Source organism: Lactobacillus sp. UMNPBX12, assembly GCF_002553955.1.
Taxonomy (GTDB): domain Bacteria; phylum Bacillota; class Bacilli; order Lactobacillales; family Lactobacillaceae; genus Lactobacillus; species Lactobacillus crispatus.
The window spans coordinates 52,974-72,577 of sequence record NZ_PCYY01000007.1; the positions used below are offsets into that span (position 1 = coordinate 52,974).

The 19,604-nt window shown below is 38.0% G+C and carries 23 protein-coding genes, 1 tRNA gene and 1 other annotated feature; of the genes, 2 read left to right on the plus strand and 22 right to left on the minus strand.

Features of this window, described 5'->3' with window-relative positions:
- Positions 1–2: 2 nt before the first annotated feature.
- From gmk to CP363_RS04345, 22 genes are all read right to left on the minus strand, one after another.
- Positions 3–617: a guanylate kinase gene (gmk, locus tag CP363_RS04235; protein WP_005719389.1), complete on the minus strand. Its 615-nt coding sequence runs from the start codon at positions 615–617 to the stop codon at positions 3–5.
- 107 nt (positions 618–724) lie between these two features.
- Positions 725–1,162 carry an ASCH domain-containing protein gene (locus CP363_RS04240; protein WP_005719391.1) on the minus strand — a complete coding sequence of 146 codons (438 nt, stop codon included), beginning with the start codon at positions 1,160–1,162 and terminating at the stop codon, positions 725–727.
- The gene (gene recN / locus CP363_RS04245; RefSeq protein ID WP_098035878.1) at positions 1,155–2,837 is read right to left on the minus strand and encodes a DNA repair protein RecN; all 1,683 of its coding nucleotides are present in this window, start codon (positions 2,835–2,837) and stop codon (positions 1,155–1,157) included. The genes CP363_RS04240 and recN overlap by 8 nt, the downstream gene beginning before the upstream one ends.
- A gap of 10 nt (positions 2,838–2,847) precedes the next feature.
- Positions 2,848–3,660 carry a TlyA family RNA methyltransferase gene (locus CP363_RS04250; protein ID WP_005723149.1) on the minus strand — a complete coding sequence of 271 codons (813 nt, stop codon included), beginning with the start codon at positions 3,658–3,660 and terminating at the stop codon, positions 2,848–2,850.
- A complete protein-coding gene (locus CP363_RS04255) occupies positions 3,661–4,530 on the minus strand; it encodes a polyprenyl synthetase family protein (protein ID WP_098035879.1) in 870 nt (289 codons plus the stop codon). It lies immediately after the preceding gene.
- A 2-nt stretch (positions 4,531–4,532) separates the two neighbouring features.
- On the minus strand, positions 4,533–4,775 hold the full coding sequence (locus CP363_RS04260) for an exodeoxyribonuclease VII small subunit (RefSeq protein ID WP_005723152.1): 243 nt from the start codon (positions 4,773–4,775) through the stop codon (positions 4,533–4,535).
- A complete protein-coding gene (gene xseA / locus CP363_RS04265) occupies positions 4,756–6,123 on the minus strand; it encodes an exodeoxyribonuclease VII large subunit (RefSeq protein ID WP_060461967.1) in 1,368 nt (455 codons plus the stop codon). Before xseA ends, CP363_RS04260 begins: the two co-directional genes overlap by 20 nt.
- Positions 6,110–6,961, minus strand: coding sequence for a bifunctional methylenetetrahydrofolate dehydrogenase/methenyltetrahydrofolate cyclohydrolase (locus tag CP363_RS04270; RefSeq protein WP_005723155.1), 852 nt, complete (start codon positions 6,959–6,961; stop codon positions 6,110–6,112). Before CP363_RS04270 ends, xseA begins: the two co-directional genes overlap by 14 nt.
- Positions 6,962–7,016: 55 nt before the next feature.
- On the minus strand, positions 7,017–7,412 hold the full coding sequence (nusB, locus tag CP363_RS04275; protein ID WP_005719403.1) for a transcription antitermination factor NusB: 396 nt from the start codon (positions 7,410–7,412) through the stop codon (positions 7,017–7,019).
- A complete protein-coding gene (locus tag CP363_RS04280) occupies positions 7,412–7,843 on the minus strand; it encodes an Asp23/Gls24 family envelope stress response protein (protein ID WP_005719405.1) in 432 nt (143 codons plus the stop codon). The genes nusB and CP363_RS04280 overlap by 1 nt, the downstream gene beginning before the upstream one ends.
- An 18-nt stretch (positions 7,844–7,861) precedes the next feature.
- Complete coding sequence (efp, locus tag CP363_RS04285; protein WP_005719407.1) at positions 7,862–8,431, minus strand: elongation factor P; 570 nt, start codon at positions 8,429–8,431, stop codon at positions 7,862–7,864.
- A gap of 80 nt (positions 8,432–8,511) precedes the next feature.
- Positions 8,512–9,621 carry a Xaa-Pro peptidase family protein gene (locus CP363_RS04290; RefSeq protein ID WP_098035880.1) on the minus strand — a complete coding sequence of 370 codons (1,110 nt, stop codon included), beginning with the start codon at positions 9,619–9,621 and terminating at the stop codon, positions 8,512–8,514.
- Positions 9,622–9,737: 116 nt separating this feature from the next.
- Complete coding sequence (gene rpmA, locus CP363_RS04295; RefSeq protein ID WP_005721978.1) at positions 9,738–10,028, minus strand: 50S ribosomal protein L27; 291 nt, start codon at positions 10,026–10,028, stop codon at positions 9,738–9,740.
- An 18-nt stretch (positions 10,029–10,046) separates the two neighbouring features.
- Positions 10,047–10,358: a 50S ribosomal protein L21 gene (gene rplU, locus CP363_RS04300; protein ID WP_003627604.1), complete on the minus strand. Its 312-nt coding sequence runs from the start codon at positions 10,356–10,358 to the stop codon at positions 10,047–10,049.
- A gap of 15 nt (positions 10,359–10,373) precedes the next feature.
- Positions 10,374–10,454: a sequence feature (ribosomal protein L21 leader region), on the minus strand.
- A gap of 62 nt (positions 10,455–10,516) precedes the next feature.
- The gene (locus tag CP363_RS04305) at positions 10,517–11,353 is read right to left on the minus strand and encodes a YitT family protein (RefSeq protein WP_023488793.1); all 837 of its coding nucleotides are present in this window, start codon (positions 11,351–11,353) and stop codon (positions 10,517–10,519) included.
- A gap of 83 nt (positions 11,354–11,436) precedes the next feature.
- Entirely contained in the window at positions 11,437–12,813 is a 1,377-nt protein-coding gene (locus tag CP363_RS04310) for a DUF2325 domain-containing protein (RefSeq protein WP_089145372.1), read from the minus strand.
- A 157-nt stretch (positions 12,814–12,970) separates the two neighbouring features.
- Entirely contained in the window at positions 12,971–13,405 is a 435-nt protein-coding gene (locus tag CP363_RS10925; RefSeq protein WP_233187129.1) for a hypothetical protein, read from the minus strand.
- A gap of 101 nt (positions 13,406–13,506) precedes the next feature.
- Entirely contained in the window at positions 13,507–13,686 is a 180-nt protein-coding gene (locus tag CP363_RS04325) for a 2-hydroxymuconate tautomerase (RefSeq protein ID WP_005719430.1), read from the minus strand.
- A 47-nt stretch (positions 13,687–13,733) separates the two neighbouring features.
- Positions 13,734–15,527, minus strand: coding sequence for a DUF2207 domain-containing protein (locus CP363_RS04330; protein ID WP_089147620.1), 1,794 nt, complete (start codon positions 15,525–15,527; stop codon positions 13,734–13,736).
- A gap of 3 nt (positions 15,528–15,530) precedes the next feature.
- Entirely contained in the window at positions 15,531–16,406 is an 876-nt protein-coding gene (locus CP363_RS04335) for an alpha/beta hydrolase (RefSeq protein WP_098035881.1), read from the minus strand.
- A gap of 159 nt (positions 16,407–16,565) precedes the next feature.
- Complete coding sequence (locus CP363_RS04340) at positions 16,566–17,804, minus strand: GH25 family lysozyme (protein WP_089142901.1); 1,239 nt, start codon at positions 17,802–17,804, stop codon at positions 16,566–16,568.
- A 262-nt stretch (positions 17,805–18,066) separates the two neighbouring features.
- Positions 18,067–18,140, minus strand: a tRNA-Arg gene (locus CP363_RS04345).
- Positions 18,141–18,296: 156 nt separating this feature from the next.
- On the opposite strand from CP363_RS04345, the gene CP363_RS04350 reads away from it, so the two are divergent.
- Together CP363_RS04350 and CP363_RS04355 are read left to right on the plus strand one after the other, a co-directional pair.
- A complete protein-coding gene (locus CP363_RS04350) occupies positions 18,297–19,193 on the plus strand; it encodes an alpha/beta hydrolase (protein WP_005721971.1) in 897 nt (298 codons plus the stop codon).
- 12 nt (positions 19,194–19,205) lie between these two features.
- Complete coding sequence (locus CP363_RS04355) at positions 19,206–19,562, plus strand: arsenate reductase family protein (RefSeq protein ID WP_005721969.1); 357 nt, start codon at positions 19,206–19,208, stop codon at positions 19,560–19,562.
- The last annotated feature ends 42 nt before the right edge of the window (positions 19,563–19,604 follow it).

The following is a 19,604-nucleotide window of genomic DNA, read 5'->3' on the forward strand; positions in this document are numbered from 1 at the left end:
AATTAATCCTCCTTGACCATCTTACGATAGTCATCAATTACACGTTTAACACTGACATGTTCTGCATCGACGATCGCTTTAATATGATCAACTGCATTAGCTACTGTATCATTAACTACTGCATAATCATAGTCTTCCATCTCCAAAATTTCATTGCGCGCTTGCTTAATTCGACCACGAATTACATCTTCTGACTCGGTGCCACGGTGTTCCAAACGCAAATGTAACGTATGTAGATCTGGTGGGGTTAAAAAGATAAACACGCCATCGGGCATCTTTTCACGTACTTTTTGTGCCCCATTAACATCAATCTCAAGTAAAACATCTTTGCCATCATGAAGCATCTTCTTCACTGGTGCAAGAGGTGTACCATAATAGTGACCGACATATTTATTATATTCTAACAACTCACCATTTTTAATAGCCTCTTGAAAGCGATCTTCACTAACAAAAAAATAATCTTGGCCATTAACCTCACCTGGTCGCGGTTGACGCGTAGTCATTGAAACTGAATATTCAAATGGAAAGACTTTGTTTTCAACAATCGCGCTTTTAACAGTTCCTTTACCAACGCCGGAAGGACCAGAAAGCACAAGTAATAAACCTTTATCTGCCATGCTGAACTCCTCTTAACTTGTAATATATCTAGTTTGCACTAAAATTGTTTCTTTTTCAAGTTTTCTCTTTGCATACAAAAAAACAGACAAAATCGTCTGCTCCTTTACTAAATTATTTTCTCGAATGTCTCACACACTACTTCAGTTTCATCTGTGAACTCTCGTCCCAGTTCTTGACATTCGCGCGCAAAAAATTTCTCGTGTACTTTACGCCAAGATTCATATGAGCGATCGCCCTCGCCTTCTAAATAGGCATGCTCAGCTGAGACATTTTTAAATGGCATAATCTCAACAGTCTTATTTTGAATCACACAAACTGGTTCATTTCGTCCATTTAAAACAATTGCGTACATCCCTACAACCGGTACATCTTCTTGCGCAGAATACAGGCTAGTCGTTGCCGTCTTAATTCCACTTTTGACCAAATCACTAAGAATATCTGCATCCCGGCTATTAGCTCCAAAAGCAAAAGCACCTTCTAATGCTGTAGGACTTACTTGATGTTCTACACAAAAATCACGCCAAAATTTACTAATACTAGTCATCTTTAATACTCTTAATCAAATCTGCAGCATTCTTCTTTGCTGCATCGGTTACATCTTGTCCAGCCATCATCTGTGCAATCGCTGTAATGGTTTCTTCCTTGCTAAGTGGGCCTATTTGAGTAAAGGTTGAACCATCTTTTACTTGCTTAGCTACCAAGTAGCGTTGATCACCCGCGGCAGCCACTTGTGGTGAGTGCGTAATTGCAATTACCTGCTTGTTGCGACCGATTGAGTGCATCTTTTTCCCGATAGCAGCCGATACTCGGCCAGAAACTCCCGTATCAATTTCGTCAAAAATCATGGTACCCACTGGTTCAACTCGGCTGAAGATTGCCTTCAAAGCTAAGATCAATCTTGATTGTTCACCACCAGAAACAATTTTAACTAATGGCATTAAATCTTCACCTGGATTAGGTGCAATTAAGAAAACAATCGCATCAGTTCCCTTATCGGTAAATGTCTTTGTTTCATCAAAATTAATAGAAAAGCGAGCTTTTTCCATGTAGAGATCAGCCAGTTCTTGCTTGATTTGCTCTTCTAGTGAATGGGCAACTTTCTCGCGAATCAAGTGCAAGCTACGGGCTTCTTTAGTCAATTTTTCTTCAATCTTGGCTACCTCTGCCTGCAGCTTTTCTTCATCAAGACCACCAGTCTCAAACTGACTGAGTTCTTTTTGTACTTTCTCATAAAAAGCAAACACATCAGCCAAGGTCGGACCATATTTTTTCTTCAATGAATTTAGAGTATCTAACCGATTAGTTACATATTGGAAACGTTCCTCATCGAAGTCCATCGCATCCATCAAGTTAGACAATTCACTACGGGCATCATTTAAAGCATAAACTCCATCATCAACTGTCTTAGCAAAATCCTTAAATTTTGAACCAAATTCAGTTAAATCAGTTGCAGCATTCTGGGCATCCCCCAATAAAGTCGCAATTCCATGCTCATCGTCATCATACAATTGCATGAAGTAATTCGCCGTATCCGCAATTTTTTGATAATTATTTAGTTCGTTATATTCTTCCTCAAGTTTCTCATCTTCTTGTGGATCCTCAAGGTCGGCTGCTTCCAATTCATTATTCTGAAACTGCAGAATATCTTGCTTCTGAGCTAATTCTTGGGCATCTTGACGCAGGTGCCGCAATTGACTGGTTAGCTTTTGCCATTGAGCATAATCAGTTTGATAAGTGGCTAAATCTGCCTTAAAAGAAGCAGGGGCATAATTATCAACTAGGTCAATCTGCCGGTCCTGATCCATCAAAATTTGCTGATCATGCTGGCCGTGAATATCGACTAAATAGTTACCTATTTCGCGTAAAACATTAATTGTAGTTAGTTGACCATTAATGCGAACTACATTTCTGCCTTTTACTGCTAATTCACGACTAATTACTAATTGATCATCATCATGGGGCAATCCATATTGATCACATAATTCCGCAATTTTCTCTTTTTGATTATCCAATTCAAACAAGCCGGTAATAATTGACTTGGGCTCACCTGAACGAATCATTTCTTTTTGACCACGACCACCCATTAATAGTGAAACCGCATCAATAATAATTGACTTACCCGCACCAGTTTCACCGATGATCACCGTCATTTTTTCTTGAAAACGAACTTTTAAGCTTTTTATAATTGCAAAGTTTTTGATATCCAGCTCAACTAGCATAGCTTCACTCCTATAGACCACTTACGGCGCGCTCAACCACTTCAGCTGGGCTCCCTTGCCATAAGTTGCGGCCACCATTTGCTTCGTCTTTTTGTAAATGAATCAAAAATTCAATATTGCCTTTGCCACCTTTAATGGGTGAATAATCAACGCCTAAAACATTGAAGCCGATCTCCAATGCCTTTTGCATGGTGTGCTCGATTACCGCCTTGTGCACTTCATGATCATGAACAATACCGTGTTTACCGACATTCTCAGGGCCAGCTTCAAATTGTGGTTTAATCAAACAAACGGCATCACATTGATTCTTCAAAATTGCATACATCGGTGCCATGATCAAATCTAACGAGATAAAGGACACATCGGTCATTGCAAAATCTGGCAGTCCTTGATCAAAATCTTCCGGCTTCGAATAGCGGAAATTCTGCTTTTCCATCACCACTACACGCGGGTCGTCCCGCAATTGCCAAGCTAACTGGTTGTAGCCAACATCCAAGGCATAGACCATCTGAGCACCGTTTTGTAAAGCAACATCAGTAAAACCGCCAGTTGATGCACCAATATCTAAACAAATTTTATTTGTTAAATCAATGTCAAAGACCTTAAGAGCTTTTTCCAGTTTAAAGCCGCCACGCGAAACATATTTCTTACCATCATCTTTCACGTAAAACTTTTCCCCTTCAGGAAACTTAGTCCCGCTCTTATCAATTCGTTGATGATTGTGATCAGAAACCAGCCCCGCCATAATCGCTCTTTGGGCAGCTGAACGAGAATGAAAAATTCCTTGTTCTGCTAATAAAATATCTGCTCTTTGTTTTGCCATTTATAACACCTTTTGATAAAGATCTAAGAAGCCAGCAAGTACTTCGCCTTTGAGCCCATGCAAATCATCTTGTGCCTGCTTGATCAAATCAGTTAATTCTTTGCGGCTTTGGTCAATTCCCAATAAAGTCAAAGTATTGTTTTTACCTTCAGCTTGATCTTTGTGGGTTGCCTTACCAGCTTCTGCACTAGTTTCAACGACATCAACCAAGTCGTCATAGATTTGGTATGAACGACCAAAAATTTTGGCAAAATCGACTAATTTTACCTGTTCAATATCACTAGCTCCTGCATAAACTGCAGCCATCTCAACGCTAGCCTGAATTAAGCAACCGGTCTTCAGCCATTCCATCTTATTGATAAACTTGGCATCACCCGCAACACTAGCATTGTTAGTTGAATCAATATCCAAATATTGACCGCCAACCATCCCATTAGGGCCAACTGCTTTGGTAATTAAATCTACCAATTTCGCCGACTTACTGCCTTCCGCAATCCATTGAATTCCCATCGGCAAGAGCGCATCCCCAGCTAAAATTGCCTCAGCCTCGCCCCATTTTTTGTGGCTAGTCAGCTTACCGCGCCGATAGTCATCGTTATCCATGGCAGGCAGGTCATCATGAATCAAGGAATAAGTGTGAATCAGTTCAATCCCGCAGGCAATCATAATTTCAGGTTCTTCAATCTTTCTGCCTAAAGCATTTAACGTAGCTAAAAACAATAACGGACGCAAGCGCTTGCCGCCAGCCATCACTGAGTAGGCCATAATCTGACTGATCTTTTGATCTTCAACCTCACTAGCCAAATGCTTAGCCAGATAATCATCAATTACTGGGGTCCATTCATCTTTAAAATAAGTAAATGCTGTCATATTTATTCCTCTGGTGCTGATGCGTTATTTGGATCTAATTTGTGTTCTGTGCCGTCACTATCAATCAACTTAGCCACAGTTTCTTCAGCACTGTTGAGCTTCTTTTCTAAATCACGGCTAATCTTTACGCCCTCCTGAAATTCTTTTAGGGCATCTTCCAACGGAACATTTCCGTTTTCCAAATTTTGCACGATTTGTTCCAAATTAGTTAATTGTTCTTCAAAATTATTTTTCTTCACTGCCATTTTGTTCTTCCTTTACCTTTGTAACCACTGCGTCAACTTGTCCATCTTTAAAATGCAATCGCAAATGATCATCCTTTTGAACTTGTTTCACAGAACTAATGGTTTTCCCTTGTTCATCAGTTGAATAAACAAAACCTCGCTCTAGCGTCTTCAAAGGGCTATAGTCATCCAACTGCTGCATTACTTGGGTAAAACTATTGCGTTTATTTTTCAAATAGTGCTGCATATTATCAATCAGTCGTTGCTGTAAAAAATGCTCTTGTTGCTGCATCTGGCCGATTCTCTTATCTGGACTAACGCTAAACAAACGCTGCTTCAACAGTTGATAACCTTGGACAGAATGGGTCAACCGATTTTGCATACTATTTTGCAGCCTTTGTTTTAATTGATCAACTTGTTGAATCTGCTGATCATACAGTCTAGTCGGCTCGCGCAGGATGACAGAATTCTGCACCCGACTTAAGCGCTCACGTTTCGAACGAATAATATTTTGCATGCTAGCTACCAACTGGCTGGTTAATTGCTTAATATGCGCAATTTCGTCCAATGTATTAGGCGTAGCATATTCTGCTGCAGCAGTTGGTGTTGCTGCACGCGCATCGGCCACCAAATCACACAAGGTAGTATCCGTCTCATGACCAACTGAAGAAATTACTGGCATCTGCATTGCGTAAACTTGCCGCACAACCTCTTCTTCATTGAATGGCCACAAATCTTCTAGTGAGCCACCACCACGACCGATGATCATGACATCATACTTGTCGCCTTGAGCGGCAATCTGGCGCATTGCTCTCACTAATGAATCCGCTGCAGTATCACCCTGGACTTGCGCAGGATACAAATCAATCTCAGCATGCGGGAAACGTCGATTAGCTGTAACCATAATATCGTGAATAACTGCCCCAGAAGCACTAGTAACTACTGCAATTCGATCAGGAAAATGAGGCAACTTCTTCTTATGCTCTGGATCAAACAGACCTTCTTTGGCTAATTTGGCCTGCAACTGCTTCAATTGCTCATATAAGGCACCTAATCCTGCCGGTTCCATTTGTTCAGCATAGAACTGATATGATCCTTGTGGGCCATACACGCTGACATACCCAACCACATAAACCTTCATTCCTTCTTCTGGTTTAAATTTCACCTTATCAAAGAAGGAACGGAACATCACCACATTAATTTTAGATTTTTCATCTTTTAGTGAAAAATACTGGTGCGAATTACGCCGATAACGGAAGTTGGACAATTCACCTTGTAAGAAGACCTTATGCAGGTAAGGATCATTCTTAAATTTTTGCGTAATATAATAATTTAAATCAGTAACCGTTAAATATTTATTCTCGGCCATTTTGTCTCCTAGTCAATTTAACAACTGCTTCCATTAAGAATTGTACTGTAAGAGGACCTACACCGCCAGGAACCGGAGTAATATAGCTGGCTTTTTCTTTAACATTATCAAAGTCAACGTCTCCGACTAATTTGCCATTAACATGATTCATGCCCACATCAACGACCACTGCCCCATCTTTAACCATATCTGCAGTTACCAAAAATGCTTGTCCTGTTGCTGAAACTACTATATCGGCTTGTCGTGTAATTTCAGCCAGATTTTTAGTATACAAATGGCAAACAGTAACAGTAGCATTTTCCTCTAACATTAATGCCGCTACTGGTTTGCCTACGATATTGCTTCGACCAATAACTACAACTCTCTTACCAGCCAGCGTAATTTGATAATGTTTCAATAAAGCAATAATGCCTTCTGCAGTAGCCGGTTCAACAAAGTGATTTTCCATCCAAAGTTGACCAATATTCGCAGGCGTTAAGGCGTCGACATCCTTATTAGGGTCAATCCTTTTTAACAAGGCATCTGCATCAATCTGTTCAGGTGCTGGCAACTGTACCATCAAGCCGTTAATCTCAGGATCAGCATTTAGCTTATCAATTAATGCTAAAACTTCTTCCTGTTTAGTATCAGCGGGCATTTGATAAATATCCTGGATAATTCCCATCTTTTCAGCCCGCCGCTTTTTTGTTCGAACATAAATCTTGCTAGCAGGATCATCCCCAATATTTATTACGCAAAAATGTGGCGTTATTCCCTCTTCTTTTAATTTCTTAACTTTTTCTTTAAGATTTTGCCCTAATTCATTTGCAAATGCTTTACCATCAAGAATCTTTCCCATAAAGCCCGTTCTCCTTTATAAAAAAATAACCGGCAAAACTGCCGGCTATTCATCGCTATTTAACAAAGTTTGCTAACATCCCATTAATAAATGGTTTCTCTTTAGGCTCAGCAAATTCGTCACATAAATTTAAAGCTTCGTTAACTGCTGCCTTAGCATCAATCTCATCACTATGATTGATTTCAAACAAAGCGACTTCCATGATAGCTACCACAGTTTGACTTACACGTTCAAGACGCCAGCCCTTTTTCAAATGACTAGTTAGTTCAGACTGTAAATTTTTGCGATCTTCTAGTACGCCTTCGATTAACTTCTTAGAATAGGCAGAAAGCTGTTTTAAATTAAGCGTTGCAACGACTTTTGCTTCAACTTCTTCGGCAGTTAAATCTGGCTCCTGATTAGCCAAATAAACGGCTTGCATAGCAACTTTTCGACTTTCGTGTTGGTTCATTATTTTTCTTCTTCGTCCTCCGGAAACAGCTCTGATGTAGTCTGGTCAGTATTTTCATCTTCTGGGAAAACTAAACCGACAACATGAACGTTGATTGCCTTCAGCTCAAGATCAGTCATTTGCAATAATTGTGCCTTCAACTTCTTTTGCAACGTCATTGCAACCTTAGGAACGTTAACGCCGCTTTCAAGATAAACATAAATATCAGCAATTAGCTTATTATCGTCATCAACACTAATATTTACGCCCTTACCATGATCTTCACGACCGAAAACCCAGTTTAAGCCTGATTTCAAACTGCCGCGCATTCCGGCAACACCATCAACTTTTTCTGCAGCAATACCCAAAATAACTTCTAGAACACTTGGATCAATTTTAATTTGCTCGCTGTTTTCTTCACCACTTAAAAGAATTTTTGAACTATCTGCCATTTTGTTACCTCAAATAAACTACTTATTTGCACGTGATACGTAAGTACCATCAGCAGTGTTAATAGTTAAAACGTCACCTTCGTTAATGAAGAATGGTACGTTAACTACTAAACCAGTTTCCATAGTAGCTGGCTTACCACCACCTGATGAAGTATCACCCTTGATGTTAGGTTCAGTCTTAGCAACCTTCAAATCAACCGTGTTAGGCAATTGGATACCTAAAGTTTCACCTTCGTGCATAACTACGTTAACAATCATGTTTTCCAATAAGTAATTAGCTTCATCGCCAATTTGTTCATTTGGAATTGCTAATTGATCGTAAGTAGAAGTATCCATGAATACATAACTTGAGCCATCATTGTACAAGTATTGCATTGACTTAGTTTGAATGTCTGCAGTTTCAACCTTAGCAGTTGAACGGAAAGTATATTCTTGTACAGCACCAGTTCTCAAACTCTTAAGCTTTGAACGTACAAAGGCACTACCCTTACCTGGTTTTACGTGTTGGAATTCAACAATGCGCCATAAATCGTTGTTGTATTGAATAGTCAAGCCATTCTTGAATTCGTTTACTGAAATCATTGTCATATTAAGTCCCTCATTTCTACAATTATTATCTTACCAATCTTGAAGCGTTTTTACCATAAATACGATAAATTAAATAGCTATTATAGGGAAATCAATTCATCCTTTGGCAAAGTGGATAAAGTTTCAGGCATTTGATCATGGACCAAAATATCGTCTTCGATTCTAACACCGCCCTTGTCTGGCAAGTAGATTCCTGGTTCTACAGTATGAACCATATTATTGACCAATTTAGTAGTTCTAAAAGGTAAAGCTGGTTGACACAATTCGTGAATTTCAAGACCAATGCCGTGACCGATACCGTGTCCAAAATACTGACCGTAACCTTGTTCTGTAATATAATCACGTGCTGCTTTATCAACATCATATCCAGTATTACCTGCAACTGCCGCGGCAATGCCACGGCGTTGTGCTTCATGTACAATATCATAGATTTTATGCATTTCAGCATCAACTTCACCTAATGAAACAGTTCTAGTAATATCTGCCGCATAACCGTGATAAAAACTACCAAAGTCAATGACAATCATATCGCCTTCGGATAATTCTTTGTCACTAGCAACGCCATGAGCCCAAGCCGAACGCACACCGGAAGCTACAATTGTATCAAAATCAGGGCCATCGCCGCCATTAACTTTAAATAGGTAGTCCAATTTAGCACCAATTGCACGTTCTTTAACGCCAGGCTTAATCATCGGCAAAATACCTTTAAAGCTTTCCATTGAAATATCAATTGCTTTGCGCAATGCTGCAATTTCAAGATCATCTTTAATATTACGTACTCGTTCAACCAATTCTTCAACCATCACAAATTCAAGTTCTGGATTTAGTTGCTTAAGTTTTTCATATTCACTCGCTGAAACGAATTCACCTTCAACTAAGACCCTCTTGACGTCCATTTTTTTCAAGGCCTTAGTAAGTTCTTCATAATCACTAGAATGTTTCATTACAACATCCATTTCGCCAGGTGCTTGTGCTTTAATCTGTCCAGCAAAACGAGAATCTGATAAAAGTACTCGTTCGCCACTAGCAGTCAAAATTAATTGTGCTTCTTCCCCTGTAAAATTGGTTAGATATCGATAATTAGCTTGATTAAAAATAATCAATGCATCTGCATTTGCTTCTTTAATTAAATCAGTTACATGCTCAATTCGCTGGTTAATTAAGGATAATAATTCTTGCCTATTTTCCATCTCAGAGACCCTCTTTTTGTATGATATTGGTTTAATTATACATGTTTCTGGGCGGAAAAAGCCATAAAAAAAGACGGGTGGCTTATGCTACTCGCCTTTTCATGTTAATCTCTGAATTACTTAGCTTCTTCAGCTGGGTATACAGAAACTTGCTTCTTGTACTTGCCAAGACGTTCAAATTTAACAACGCCGTTAACAAGTGCAAATAAAGTGTCGTCTCCACCTTGACCTACGTTCTTGCCTGGGTGAATCTTAGTACCACGTTGACGGTAAATAATAGTACCTGCGTGGATAGTTTGACCGTCACCAGCCTTGGCGCCTAAACGACGACCAGCTGAGTTACGACCGTTGGCAGTAGAACCACCACCCTTGTGGTGAGCGTATAATTTCATACCTAAAATGTTCATATTCATTTCACCTCTGAATTAAGCTTCAATCTTTTCAACTGTAACCTTAGTGTAAGGTTGACGGTGACCATACTTGCTGTGTGAGTGCTTCTTAGGCTTGTACTTGAAAGTTACAACTTTCTTTTCCTTGCCTTGCTTTTCAACTTTAGCAGTTACCTTAGCACCATCTACTAATGGAGTACCAACCTTAACGTCATCGCCATTAGCAACAAGGATAACTTCGTCAAAAGTTACTGAGCTACCTTCTTCAGCATCAAGCTTTTCTACAAATACGCTATCGCCTTCTGCAACTTTGTATTGCTTACCACCGGTCTTAATAATTGCGTACATTTGTACACCTCCGAAAAAAATACTTAGACTCGCCGAACTGGGGTGCTTCTTACATAAGAAGACTTCTAACCTCAAGCCGTGCGGTTGCAGATGTGGAGGTCTCCACAAATACAACTCTTATATCATACAACGCTTTTAGACTAAGATCAATTATTTTTTTACATTCGCCATTGACCGCCATGCACTTTTGCAACATTTTCGGTAATGATAAACGCATCCTGATCGATCTCATGTACTTTAGAAATAAGTGGCCCATATTCACGTGGATCAACTACGATTAATAATTGACGCTTGCTTTCGTCGCTATATCCACCTATAACATCATAAATCGTCAGGCCTTGATAATCTTCTTTAAGCATATCTTGAATTCGGTTTAAATCTGAATTACTCATAATTCTGACTTGATACTTTTTATCAAAACCGGTCTCCGCGTAGCGCATCGTAATGGCAGTTACCACTTGAGAAAATGCTGCTAAGAAGAAAGCATTCCAACCATCGACAAAAATGTTCAAGAAAATAATTACCATATCAATGCATAAAAGTGTAGTTGCAGGATTTAAATAAAAATATTTCTTCAGAATCATCGGCGGAATTGTTGTCCCACCACTTGAGGCATTAACGCGATAAAGTAGCGAAACTCCAAGTCCCATTAATGCACCACCATAAATTACGGCTAGTAGGTCATTATTCACTGCTTTAAAGCTAGGCGTAACTTCCATCAAAACTGGTAAGAGCAAACTACCTAATGCAATATTTTGGGTAGTCTTTTTGCCTAAAAAGATTGCCGCCAAAATCAGCATCAAGCCATTCACTACAAACACTGTAATTGATCGATTAATTCCCCAGACTGCATCGACTAGAATAGAAATACCCGTTGAGCCACCAGCTGCAATATTAATTGGTCCATAAAAAAGATTGATTGATATTGCAATAATTTCAAGTCCTGCTAAGAATACCAACCATCTCATCCAGGAACGTTGTTTAATGTTTTTCATTATTAAGCGTCCTTTCTTTTAGTTAGTACTATTTTAACGAAAAATCATCTGTCAGCTCAAGCAAACAAAATAATATTAACAAATTATTTATTTTTAACTTCTTTATAATCGATTGATTGCGTTCCTTCATAAGCAGGTAAACCATTTTCAGCTCGATATAATGCTCGCTCAAAAGAACGGTAACCTTTAGATGAAGAAACGGCAAATTTAACACCATACTTTGAAGCGAATTCCTGAATATTCCAAGTAGCATCATGAGCAGCATAAGCTGTCATCAAGATTACAATATCTAAGTCTTTGATTTGCCGTTCCATTACCTTCTTCTTGCCTTCAAAAGCATCTATTGGAATTGGGATCCCATTATAGCGCGAAACAATCCCTTCTAATATTCCTTCATTTTGATTATCACCAATCGCAATTCCTACCCGTTGATAGTGCAAGTTCATATCGAGTTTAGTTAACTCTTCTGTTTCTTCTTTCTTTGACTTATTTTTCTTTTGATACGACAGATCTGATTTCTTAGGCGGATCAACTTGATAAATCCAACGAATCTGTACTGCCTCAGCAGGATTTTTCTTAATGCGAACATCACCCGTATACCAAGCTAGATCTACAATTGAACCATCTTCAAGATGAATATTTTCACCTTGATAATAACTTGAATCAACCGGAATCGTGATATCCTTACCGCGAATTCGCAACTTTTCGCCCTTAATATTTCTAGTGATAGCTAATTGATTGGCCTTGCCGCGGACCACAGCATACCGGAATTCTTCGATTGGGTCATAATCACGCATGCGCAATTTGCGATAACCCACCACGCGCAAGACTTCTGCTTCATAATTTGGATTATCTCGATTTTCAATAGCTTCAACTATGTCACCGCTCTTTAAATTCAAAGAGTGAATTTGTGATTCTTTAATACGGTAAACAATTTGACCACTATCATTAATCAAATTACAGCCTGATAAAGCCCGAATAACAGTATAGCGACGTCCTTTACGATAATCGCGCTTAGGTTGCTCTTTGGGCTTCATTGCTTCTTCAAAAATTTTCTTGTTAACAGCTTCTTTAGTTGTCTTAGATTTTTGAATTGCCTGATCCAATTTACCCAAAACATTGCCATAGCGCTTGCCAACGCCTGGAACAAACGTCAACTTGTGTAAAGCATCAAGTGAACTCTTTTTAGCTTTTTCATCACCTGGAGTCTCAATTAAGGCTGTCAGCCCAATCAATAATTGCTTAAATTGCTTTAAATCTGCATTTCTTTGTGCAATTGATTGTGTATTTGCAATTTTATTCTTAGGTTGAGTTACTGATTTAGTCTCAGATTTTTCAGCTGTATTATCTTCGGCCATATTTAGGATAGCTTTAATCGCACTTAAACTATTTTCGAGACTTTTATCATCAGCCTCAGTTTTATTTAAAATTATTTTGATATTATTTCGATAATCATACATTATTCTCACCACTTTTATTGTATAACTTACTAATAGTAACGAACATAATTATACTAATTTTTATGAAGTAGTGTTAATTGATTGATCGTTTTAGTGATTAAATTTTTTACGCAAAAAGCAGACAATCTTTATATTGCCTGCTTCCTAATTTTTCTATTTATCGAGTTCTAAGCCAATTGAACCAATTAGCGAAATTTTCACCTGCTGTACTTATATGCTTTTTAGGAATTCTATAGGGTTCTGTCCCACTCTTTGGGAAGAACAATCCTTTACCAAAGTAATAGTACTTTTTACCCTTAATGGTATAAAGGCCTTTTGGTCGACGCAAGATTGTGCCCATTGGAACCCAACCTGACTTTTTATTCAAAATTTGGCCACGTTTGTTATAGATAAAAACGGCACCTGGTTTTGTTCGTAACAAATGCATTTTATTAATCTTATTCGCACGACGATTATATTGTGCGGCATCCATTTCATCAGCTCGCTGCATAAAGTTCAATAGCTTTGCAGCTCCAGCTAGGGCAAATCCTCCTCGTAAATATCTAGACATCAACATCATTATATTATGTGGGATTCTAAATAAATAATTCATTTATGCACACATAGCTTTAAGGCTCTAATACAAGTTTATCTATTTAACTATATAAAAAGGCGACTCACAATCGAGTCGTCTTTTACTACAATTCCTAATTATTAAGCTCTCCACTCGCCGCCTTGGCCATAAGTATGCTTACCTAATTCGTTAATAATTACATGAATGTGTTCCTTAGGCGCACCAGTATTCTTGTGCACTGCTTCAGTAACATCCTTCATTAAGTTAGTAATCTGCTCATCTGAGCGACCTTTAATTAATTCAATATGTACAAATGGCATAATTTAGCCCTCCTTTTTTAGTTTAATTATAGTATAAAAATTTCTCACTAAAAAGCACCACCGCCGCTGCCACCACCAAAGCCGCCAGACGATCCACCTGAAAATCCACCTGAGCTTCCAGAAACTGAAGATGAACCAGTAGACACGGCTGAAGAGAAGCTACGTTCAAAACTATGCTCAAAACTGTCACTACTGCTACTATAGAATCCACTATAAAACAGAACTGGTGCAGCATCTAATTCATCTGCAAATTCAATCTTAAGCTGCTTCAATACCTTTTTGGATAGACCAAACGCTACAGCATACGGCATAATGTCTTCCCATAAAATCAGATCACCGACGTCTTTCATCTTGAATTGACCAATATCGTCTAGCATTTTCTTAAAGCCGCGAACTTGATCTGTCTCAAGTGCACCTTTTTGGGTATAAATACTTAAACGAGAATTGCCCACTATGAATGCAACAACTTCTAAGACGATCATCATGATTCCAATTATTATCACAAAACTGGGTATATTATTTGCCATCATTAAGCTAATTACCCAGATCGCAAAGCTAGCAATCATTCCCATGAGCATCCCCGTTCGGAAGTTGCTACGCTGCTTTTTATATTTTTTATCAAGCAAGTCCTTATCCTCAACTTGCTTATATTGCCCGTCACACCATTTATCAAAACGCCTACCCAATTTTTTAGAAGTATAATCCCGCAAATCTTTCGTTGTAAATGACTTACCATCACCAACTTTGTTAAAAATAAAGTCTAACAGGTCATCAGTCAAAACACTATCATCTACTAAAGTAATTCGATAATTAGTCCGCTTTAAATGTTTAGTTTGATATTTTTCGATCTTAATTTTATTTTTACCAGCTAATTGCATCAAATAAGCTGCAAATGCTTTAACATTTGGTTTATCAGCTTTATCCAAAATTTGCGCAGTAGTAGGTGATATATCTGGAATTTCATAATTATGTACTAAATCGCGCTCTATTTTTGGCTTAACCCCAACTTTTTTAATAAAAAAGCCTCTAATTACCACCACAAAACCGACAAGTACTGAAATGATTATCAATCCTATACTAAGCATCTGCTTACGCTGACGCTTCTGATTAGCTTCTTTTGCTAATGCTGCTTCTTGTTTTTCAATTGCTCTTTTCTTATTTTCTTTAACAATATTCTGATTAGCACTAGTTACCGTAGTTGGAAAAATCGCACGTACTTCGACACCACTATCTCCTGCAACATCATCAGCAGTCATAATAATTTTGCCCTCTTTTGGCAAAACCTGAGTGTAACCACTTAGTGGCCCATGAGCCCAAGCTTTTAGCCCCTTAACTGCCCCAGGAAAAATCACTTCAGCACGCACATGATCTAAGTCAGTATCCCAACCATTACCAACTATTTTAAAGTTCAGCTCAGCTGTATCAAGATAATTAGTAATTGCCCGGTGAATTAGATAAGAATACTCAACTTTAACCTTATCATTTTCCTTAATTCGATGATAAACCTTAAAATTATAAGAATTGCCCTGCTTTTGCAATTTATACGTATTATTTTTGCCCGTTGTTGCGGCTTTTATATTTTGTCCATCGACCTTAACCTGAATGTTGCTCAACTTCTGTTTTACAGCCAGATTTTGCTTATAATAAACGCCGCGAGCATCACTATCAAATGAATACTTAATTGTTCGATGCATTGTCAGTGAACCATCTTTATTAACTCTTGCTATGGCTCTAACATTATCAATATCATAATCAACATCAGCTCTAACGCTTTGACCCCAAATAGCAAAAACGCTCAATAGGCTTAATAAAGCCACTAAACCAAGGTATTTCTTCTTCATTATTTATTTCCCATTTTTCTGCAAAAATTTATCAATTAAAGTATCTGCTCGACTATGATATTTACCTTTAAAATCATGATCTGCACCCTTAAATAAGTATAATTTCGAGTGCTTAAATTTTTTATTAGCCTTAATTGAATAAGAATCTGGAATAATCATGTCACTTGTACCATGCATTATTAAAACTGGACCATGATACTTAGTTGCTTCTTTTAACAAGTTATACTTGAACAAGTTTTCAAAATAGGCCTTACCAATTGTGAAGCCAAATAGGTTGAGCTTGTCTGGCACTTGTTTTTCTGATTTAAAAGCCGCTTGCGCATAATCAGTGATCGAAAAGGCAGGGTAAAGCAAAATCAATGACTTTACTTCTTGCGGATATTTACTTGCGAGCATTGCGGCAACTGCTCCACCTTGACTCTCGCCTAGCAAAGACACTTGTTTATGGTCAACATCAGTCCTATTTTTAATTGTATTTAATACCAGCTGTAGATTCTTTTCTTCTGTAAAAATTGACATCTTTAATTGATCTACACCACTACTTTGACCATTCTTAGCTCCACCAGGAAAATCAAAAGTATAGGCAACATAGCCACGACTAGCTAAATATTTAGCATAACTGGTTAGATCACGGTAATTTCCTGCCAATCCGTGAGCCAAAATTACTGCTTTCTTCTTACCAGCTAAACCCTGTGGTAGATATATATGACCATAAATATCAACGCCATCTTGTTGAATTCGCCAAATTTGGTCTATCACTTGATACTTAGCCTGTTTTTCCTTAGATTGCTGTTTATCGACTTTAACCGTTTTAACTGACGACTTAGCCTTCTTAGGCGTAGTACTTTTTATAGTACAACCCGTTAAAGTCAGTAGCATCAATATTATTGCTATAACTCTTTTTTTCAAGTTTATTTCATCCCTATCAGTTAATTAATTCAGGCGTTTCCTGAATACTTTTAATTATACAAAAAACGGCATGAAAAAAGGAATTAAACCTTTAAGCTTAATTCCTTCTTGATAAATTCAATTTTTTAATTAAAAGTTAGCCGACTTAACGTACATGTTACGTCCGATTCGGTAACAGCTTTTACCATTAACGCGCATCCGTGAACCATAGGTCTTAATTGGCGTACCTTTTCTAAGCACTCTCCAGTTAGCGCGGTTTCCCTTGTTATTATATACATAAGCATTGTGCTTAAGTACACGTGAATTACCTAAAACATTACTTGCCATAATGTAACGACCATTTCCCATGTTTAAGGCAGTCTTACCATTATCAAGAGTCACTACACCATAATGAGTAATATTAGTATAAGCTGCATAGTAGCCGCTTTGACGCTCACCCTTTTTATTATAGATATATGATTTCTTCATCACATAGCCAGCAGTTGCTGAACCCTTATCATCATCTGATGAAGTACTCTTATTCGAAGTATTTGATGAAGCATTTGAAGAGCTAGCAGAATTGGTGTTGCTGGTAGCTGGAGCTTGTGAAATTGCGCCATTGTTGGAAGTTACATTACCGTCAATTGATAATGGTAAAACAGCAATATTTCCATCAACGCTTAATCCCTTCCAATTATCAGTAAATTGCCAAATTGAAACGCCATTCATTGATGGGAAGTAATTGAAGTTTGGACTATCAATTCTACCTGAAATAGCGTATGAAGCGACCCACAATGAGTTAGGATACTTGGCAATTACACTATTAGTATCAATATTATTTTGTAAAACTGATGAACTAGCATAAAGAAGTGGCTTATAGCCTGCATTTTTTATAGTGTCCATAAAAGCAATAATTGCATTAGCCGTTGGCGTTTTACCACCATAAATGTTATTGCCTGAGCCCGTTTCATAGTCACAAGCAATATATGAGCCCTTAGGTAGTCCAAATGCTTGTGCAGTTTGAATTGCATAATTTGCTTCTGCAGCAGCAGCACTTGCATTTGAACTAAAAGTAGCAAAGTGATATGCCATTGGCATCATATTATTTGATAAAGCCGTTGAAATTTGACTTGATGCCTTAGGGTTACGATAGGAAGTACCTTCGCTAACTTTAACAATTGCAAATTGTGCTCCAGCTTGCGCATGACTTGACAAGTCAGCGTTTTGATAACTAGCAACATCAACTCCAAGTGCGCGGGCTGCAACAGAGGTAGTTGCAGCGTTCACAACTGCAGTTTGTGGTCTATTTACTTGTGTCAGCGCTACCCCTGCCGTACCAAGAACAGTCGCGCATGCCAATCTAACAATGATTTTTTTGGTTGTAGTCAATCTTAATTCCTCCGATAATGTTAAAAATAGTTGTCGTTCACACTTGTCGATCCTATTTTTTGGAAATCAATTTTAGGATAAGCTCGTTCCAAACTTTAGTCAACTGATTCACTAATAATGTAAGATTAAGTTAATAATTGTCATACATTTGTATCATACAATATCAAATGTAAAAAAATATTGTCTTTGTAGTAAAATTTAGCACATAGATACCTAAGGTATGTAAAAAGCCTGTAAGACCAATGCTTACAGGCTTAATTTATGATCCGGGTGAGATTCGAACCCACGACCCACAGTTTAGAAGACTGTTGCTCTATCCAGCTGAGCTACCAGACCATCTTGTATGTTTGTATGTCCTCAACAGAACATAAACTATTATAGGGAAACGTTAATTAAAATGCAAGAGGATTTTTCAAAAAAGTTTTTATTTTTTCAAATTCAATTAAAGTATAATTGAGTTAACATAGATAATTACTAGAAAAGAGAACAATTATGGAACTTAAAGATAAAATCAAAAAGTTTGTTACTGACTTTAGAGATGGTGCATATCAGCATGACACCAAACGTGACAGTGGCTTGCCTCACGACATCCCTGAAGTTGAACGTCTTGATAATCTGCCTTATGGTCCAGATGAAAAGTGGCATACTTTAGATGTTTATTTACCCAAAAAGCACGAAGCTCCCTTCCCTGTCATCATCAATATTCACGGCGGTGGTTGGGTTTATGGTACTAAAGAAATCTACCAATATTATGGAATGGGTTTAGCTAAGCGCGGTTTTGCTTTCATCAATCCCAACTATCGTCTTGCACCAGAAAACGCGGAATTCCCTGATGAATTAGACGATGTTGATCGCTACATGCATTGGGTTGATGAGCACGCTGAAGAATATCGTCTAGATCGCAACAACGTTTTTATCGTTGGCGACAGCGCCGGTGGTCAAATGGCTGAGCAGTATGTCACTATTTTGACTAATCCAGATTATGCCAAGTTATTTTCTTACAAACCATTGAACTTAAAATTTAGGGCTGTCGGCTTGAATTGTGCTGCTTCCTTCATGTTAACCCCAAGCAATTTAGATGGCATGGCTAGCGCCTACTTCACTAAAAATGCAGTTAACAAGTATCATGAACAACTCGACGTTGAAAAATATATCAATCACAATTTCTTGCCGACTTTTTTAATCACGGCTAACAAAGATTTTTTGCATGACATGCAATTTACCCTCTTTGGCTTCTTGCTCGGTCGCGGTGTTCACGCCATCTGCAAGTCCTATGGTGATGAAGACAATCCTCGCGGTCATGTGTTCTTTGTTGATCAAAAAGATGAATTAGCTGATATCGCCAATGATGAAGAAATTGAATTTTTTAGAAAATTTTTACAAAAATAAGGACGGAAAATAATGATTAAATTTTATGGTTATAAACGTTGCTCTACCTCACGTAAAGCACGCAAGTGGATGGATGACCATCAGGTCAACTACGAATTTCAAGATTTAGTTGAACAGCCACCGAAAAAAGAAGACTTGGTAAAATGGATGACCAAATATCAAGATCGTGGTCTAAAATATTTCTTCAATACACACGGTCAAGATTACCGCAGAGAAAATTTGAAAGAAAAAGTGCCAACAATGACGATTGAAGAAGCTGCAGATATGATGTCAAAAAATGGTAAGTTAATCAAGCGGCCATTAGTCGTTGATGACAGTAATTTAACTTGCGGTTTTAAAGAAGATATTTTCGAACAAATTTGGCTATAATAAAACAAGCCCATAACCTGTAACTTTGAGGTTATGAGCTTG

Excerpts from the sequence above, each read along its gene's own strand:
- gmk (WP_005719389.1), bottom strand. The coding sequence starts at position 617 with ATGGCAGATAAAGGTTTATTACTTGTGCTTTCTGGTCCTTCCGGCGTT.
- CP363_RS04240 (WP_005719391.1), bottom strand. The coding sequence starts at position 1,162 with ATGACTAGTATTAGTAAATTTTGGCGTGATTTTTGTGTAGAACATCAA.
- recN (WP_098035878.1), bottom strand. The coding sequence starts at position 2,837 with ATGCTAGTTGAGCTGGATATCAAAAACTTTGCAATTATAAAAAGCTTA.
- CP363_RS04250 (WP_005723149.1), bottom strand. The coding sequence starts at position 3,660 with ATGGCAAAACAAAGAGCAGATATTTTATTAGCAGAACAAGGAATTTTT.
- CP363_RS04255 (WP_098035879.1), bottom strand. The coding sequence starts at position 4,530 with ATGACAGCATTTACTTATTTTAAAGATGAATGGACCCCAGTAATTGAT.
- CP363_RS04260 (WP_005723152.1), bottom strand. The coding sequence starts at position 4,775 with ATGGCAGTGAAGAAAAATAATTTTGAAGAACAATTAACTAATTTGGAA.
- xseA (WP_060461967.1), bottom strand. The coding sequence starts at position 6,123 with ATGGCCGAGAATAAATATTTAACGGTTACTGATTTAAATTATTATATT.
- CP363_RS04270 (WP_005723155.1), bottom strand. The coding sequence starts at position 6,961 with ATGGGAAAGATTCTTGATGGTAAAGCATTTGCAAATGAATTAGGGCAA.
- nusB (WP_005719403.1), bottom strand. The coding sequence starts at position 7,412 with ATGAACCAACACGAAAGTCGAAAAGTTGCTATGCAAGCCGTTTATTTG.
- CP363_RS04280 (WP_005719405.1), bottom strand. The coding sequence starts at position 7,843 with ATGGCAGATAGTTCAAAAATTCTTTTAAGTGGTGAAGAAAACAGCGAG.
- efp (WP_005719407.1), bottom strand. The coding sequence starts at position 8,431 with ATGACAATGATTTCAGTAAACGAATTCAAGAATGGCTTGACTATTCAA.
- CP363_RS04290 (WP_098035880.1), bottom strand. The coding sequence starts at position 9,621 with ATGGAAAATAGGCAAGAATTATTATCCTTAATTAACCAGCGAATTGAG.
- rpmA (WP_005721978.1), bottom strand. The coding sequence starts at position 10,028 with ATGAACATTTTAGGTATGAAATTATACGCTCACCACAAGGGTGGTGGT.
- rplU (WP_003627604.1), bottom strand. The coding sequence starts at position 10,358 with ATGTACGCAATTATTAAGACCGGTGGTAAGCAATACAAAGTTGCAGAA.
- CP363_RS04305 (WP_023488793.1), bottom strand. The coding sequence starts at position 11,353 with ATGAAAAACATTAAACAACGTTCCTGGATGAGATGGTTGGTATTCTTA.
- CP363_RS04310 (WP_089145372.1), bottom strand. The coding sequence starts at position 12,813 with ATGTATGATTATCGAAATAATATCAAAATAATTTTAAATAAAACTGAG.
- CP363_RS10925 (WP_233187129.1), bottom strand. The coding sequence starts at position 13,405 with ATGAATTATTTATTTAGAATCCCACATAATATAATGATGTTGATGTCT.
- CP363_RS04325 (WP_005719430.1), bottom strand. The coding sequence starts at position 13,686 with ATGCCATTTGTACATATTGAATTAATTAAAGGTCGCTCAGATGAGCAG.
- CP363_RS04330 (WP_089147620.1), bottom strand. The coding sequence starts at position 15,527 with ATGAAGAAGAAATACCTTGGTTTAGTGGCTTTATTAAGCCTATTGAGC.
- CP363_RS04335 (WP_098035881.1), bottom strand. The coding sequence starts at position 16,406 with ATGCTACTGACTTTAACGGGTTGTACTATAAAAAGTACTACGCCTAAG.
- CP363_RS04350 (WP_005721971.1), top strand. The coding sequence starts at position 18,297 with ATGGAACTTAAAGATAAAATCAAAAAGTTTGTTACTGACTTTAGAGAT.
- CP363_RS04355 (WP_005721969.1), top strand. The coding sequence starts at position 19,206 with ATGATTAAATTTTATGGTTATAAACGTTGCTCTACCTCACGTAAAGCA.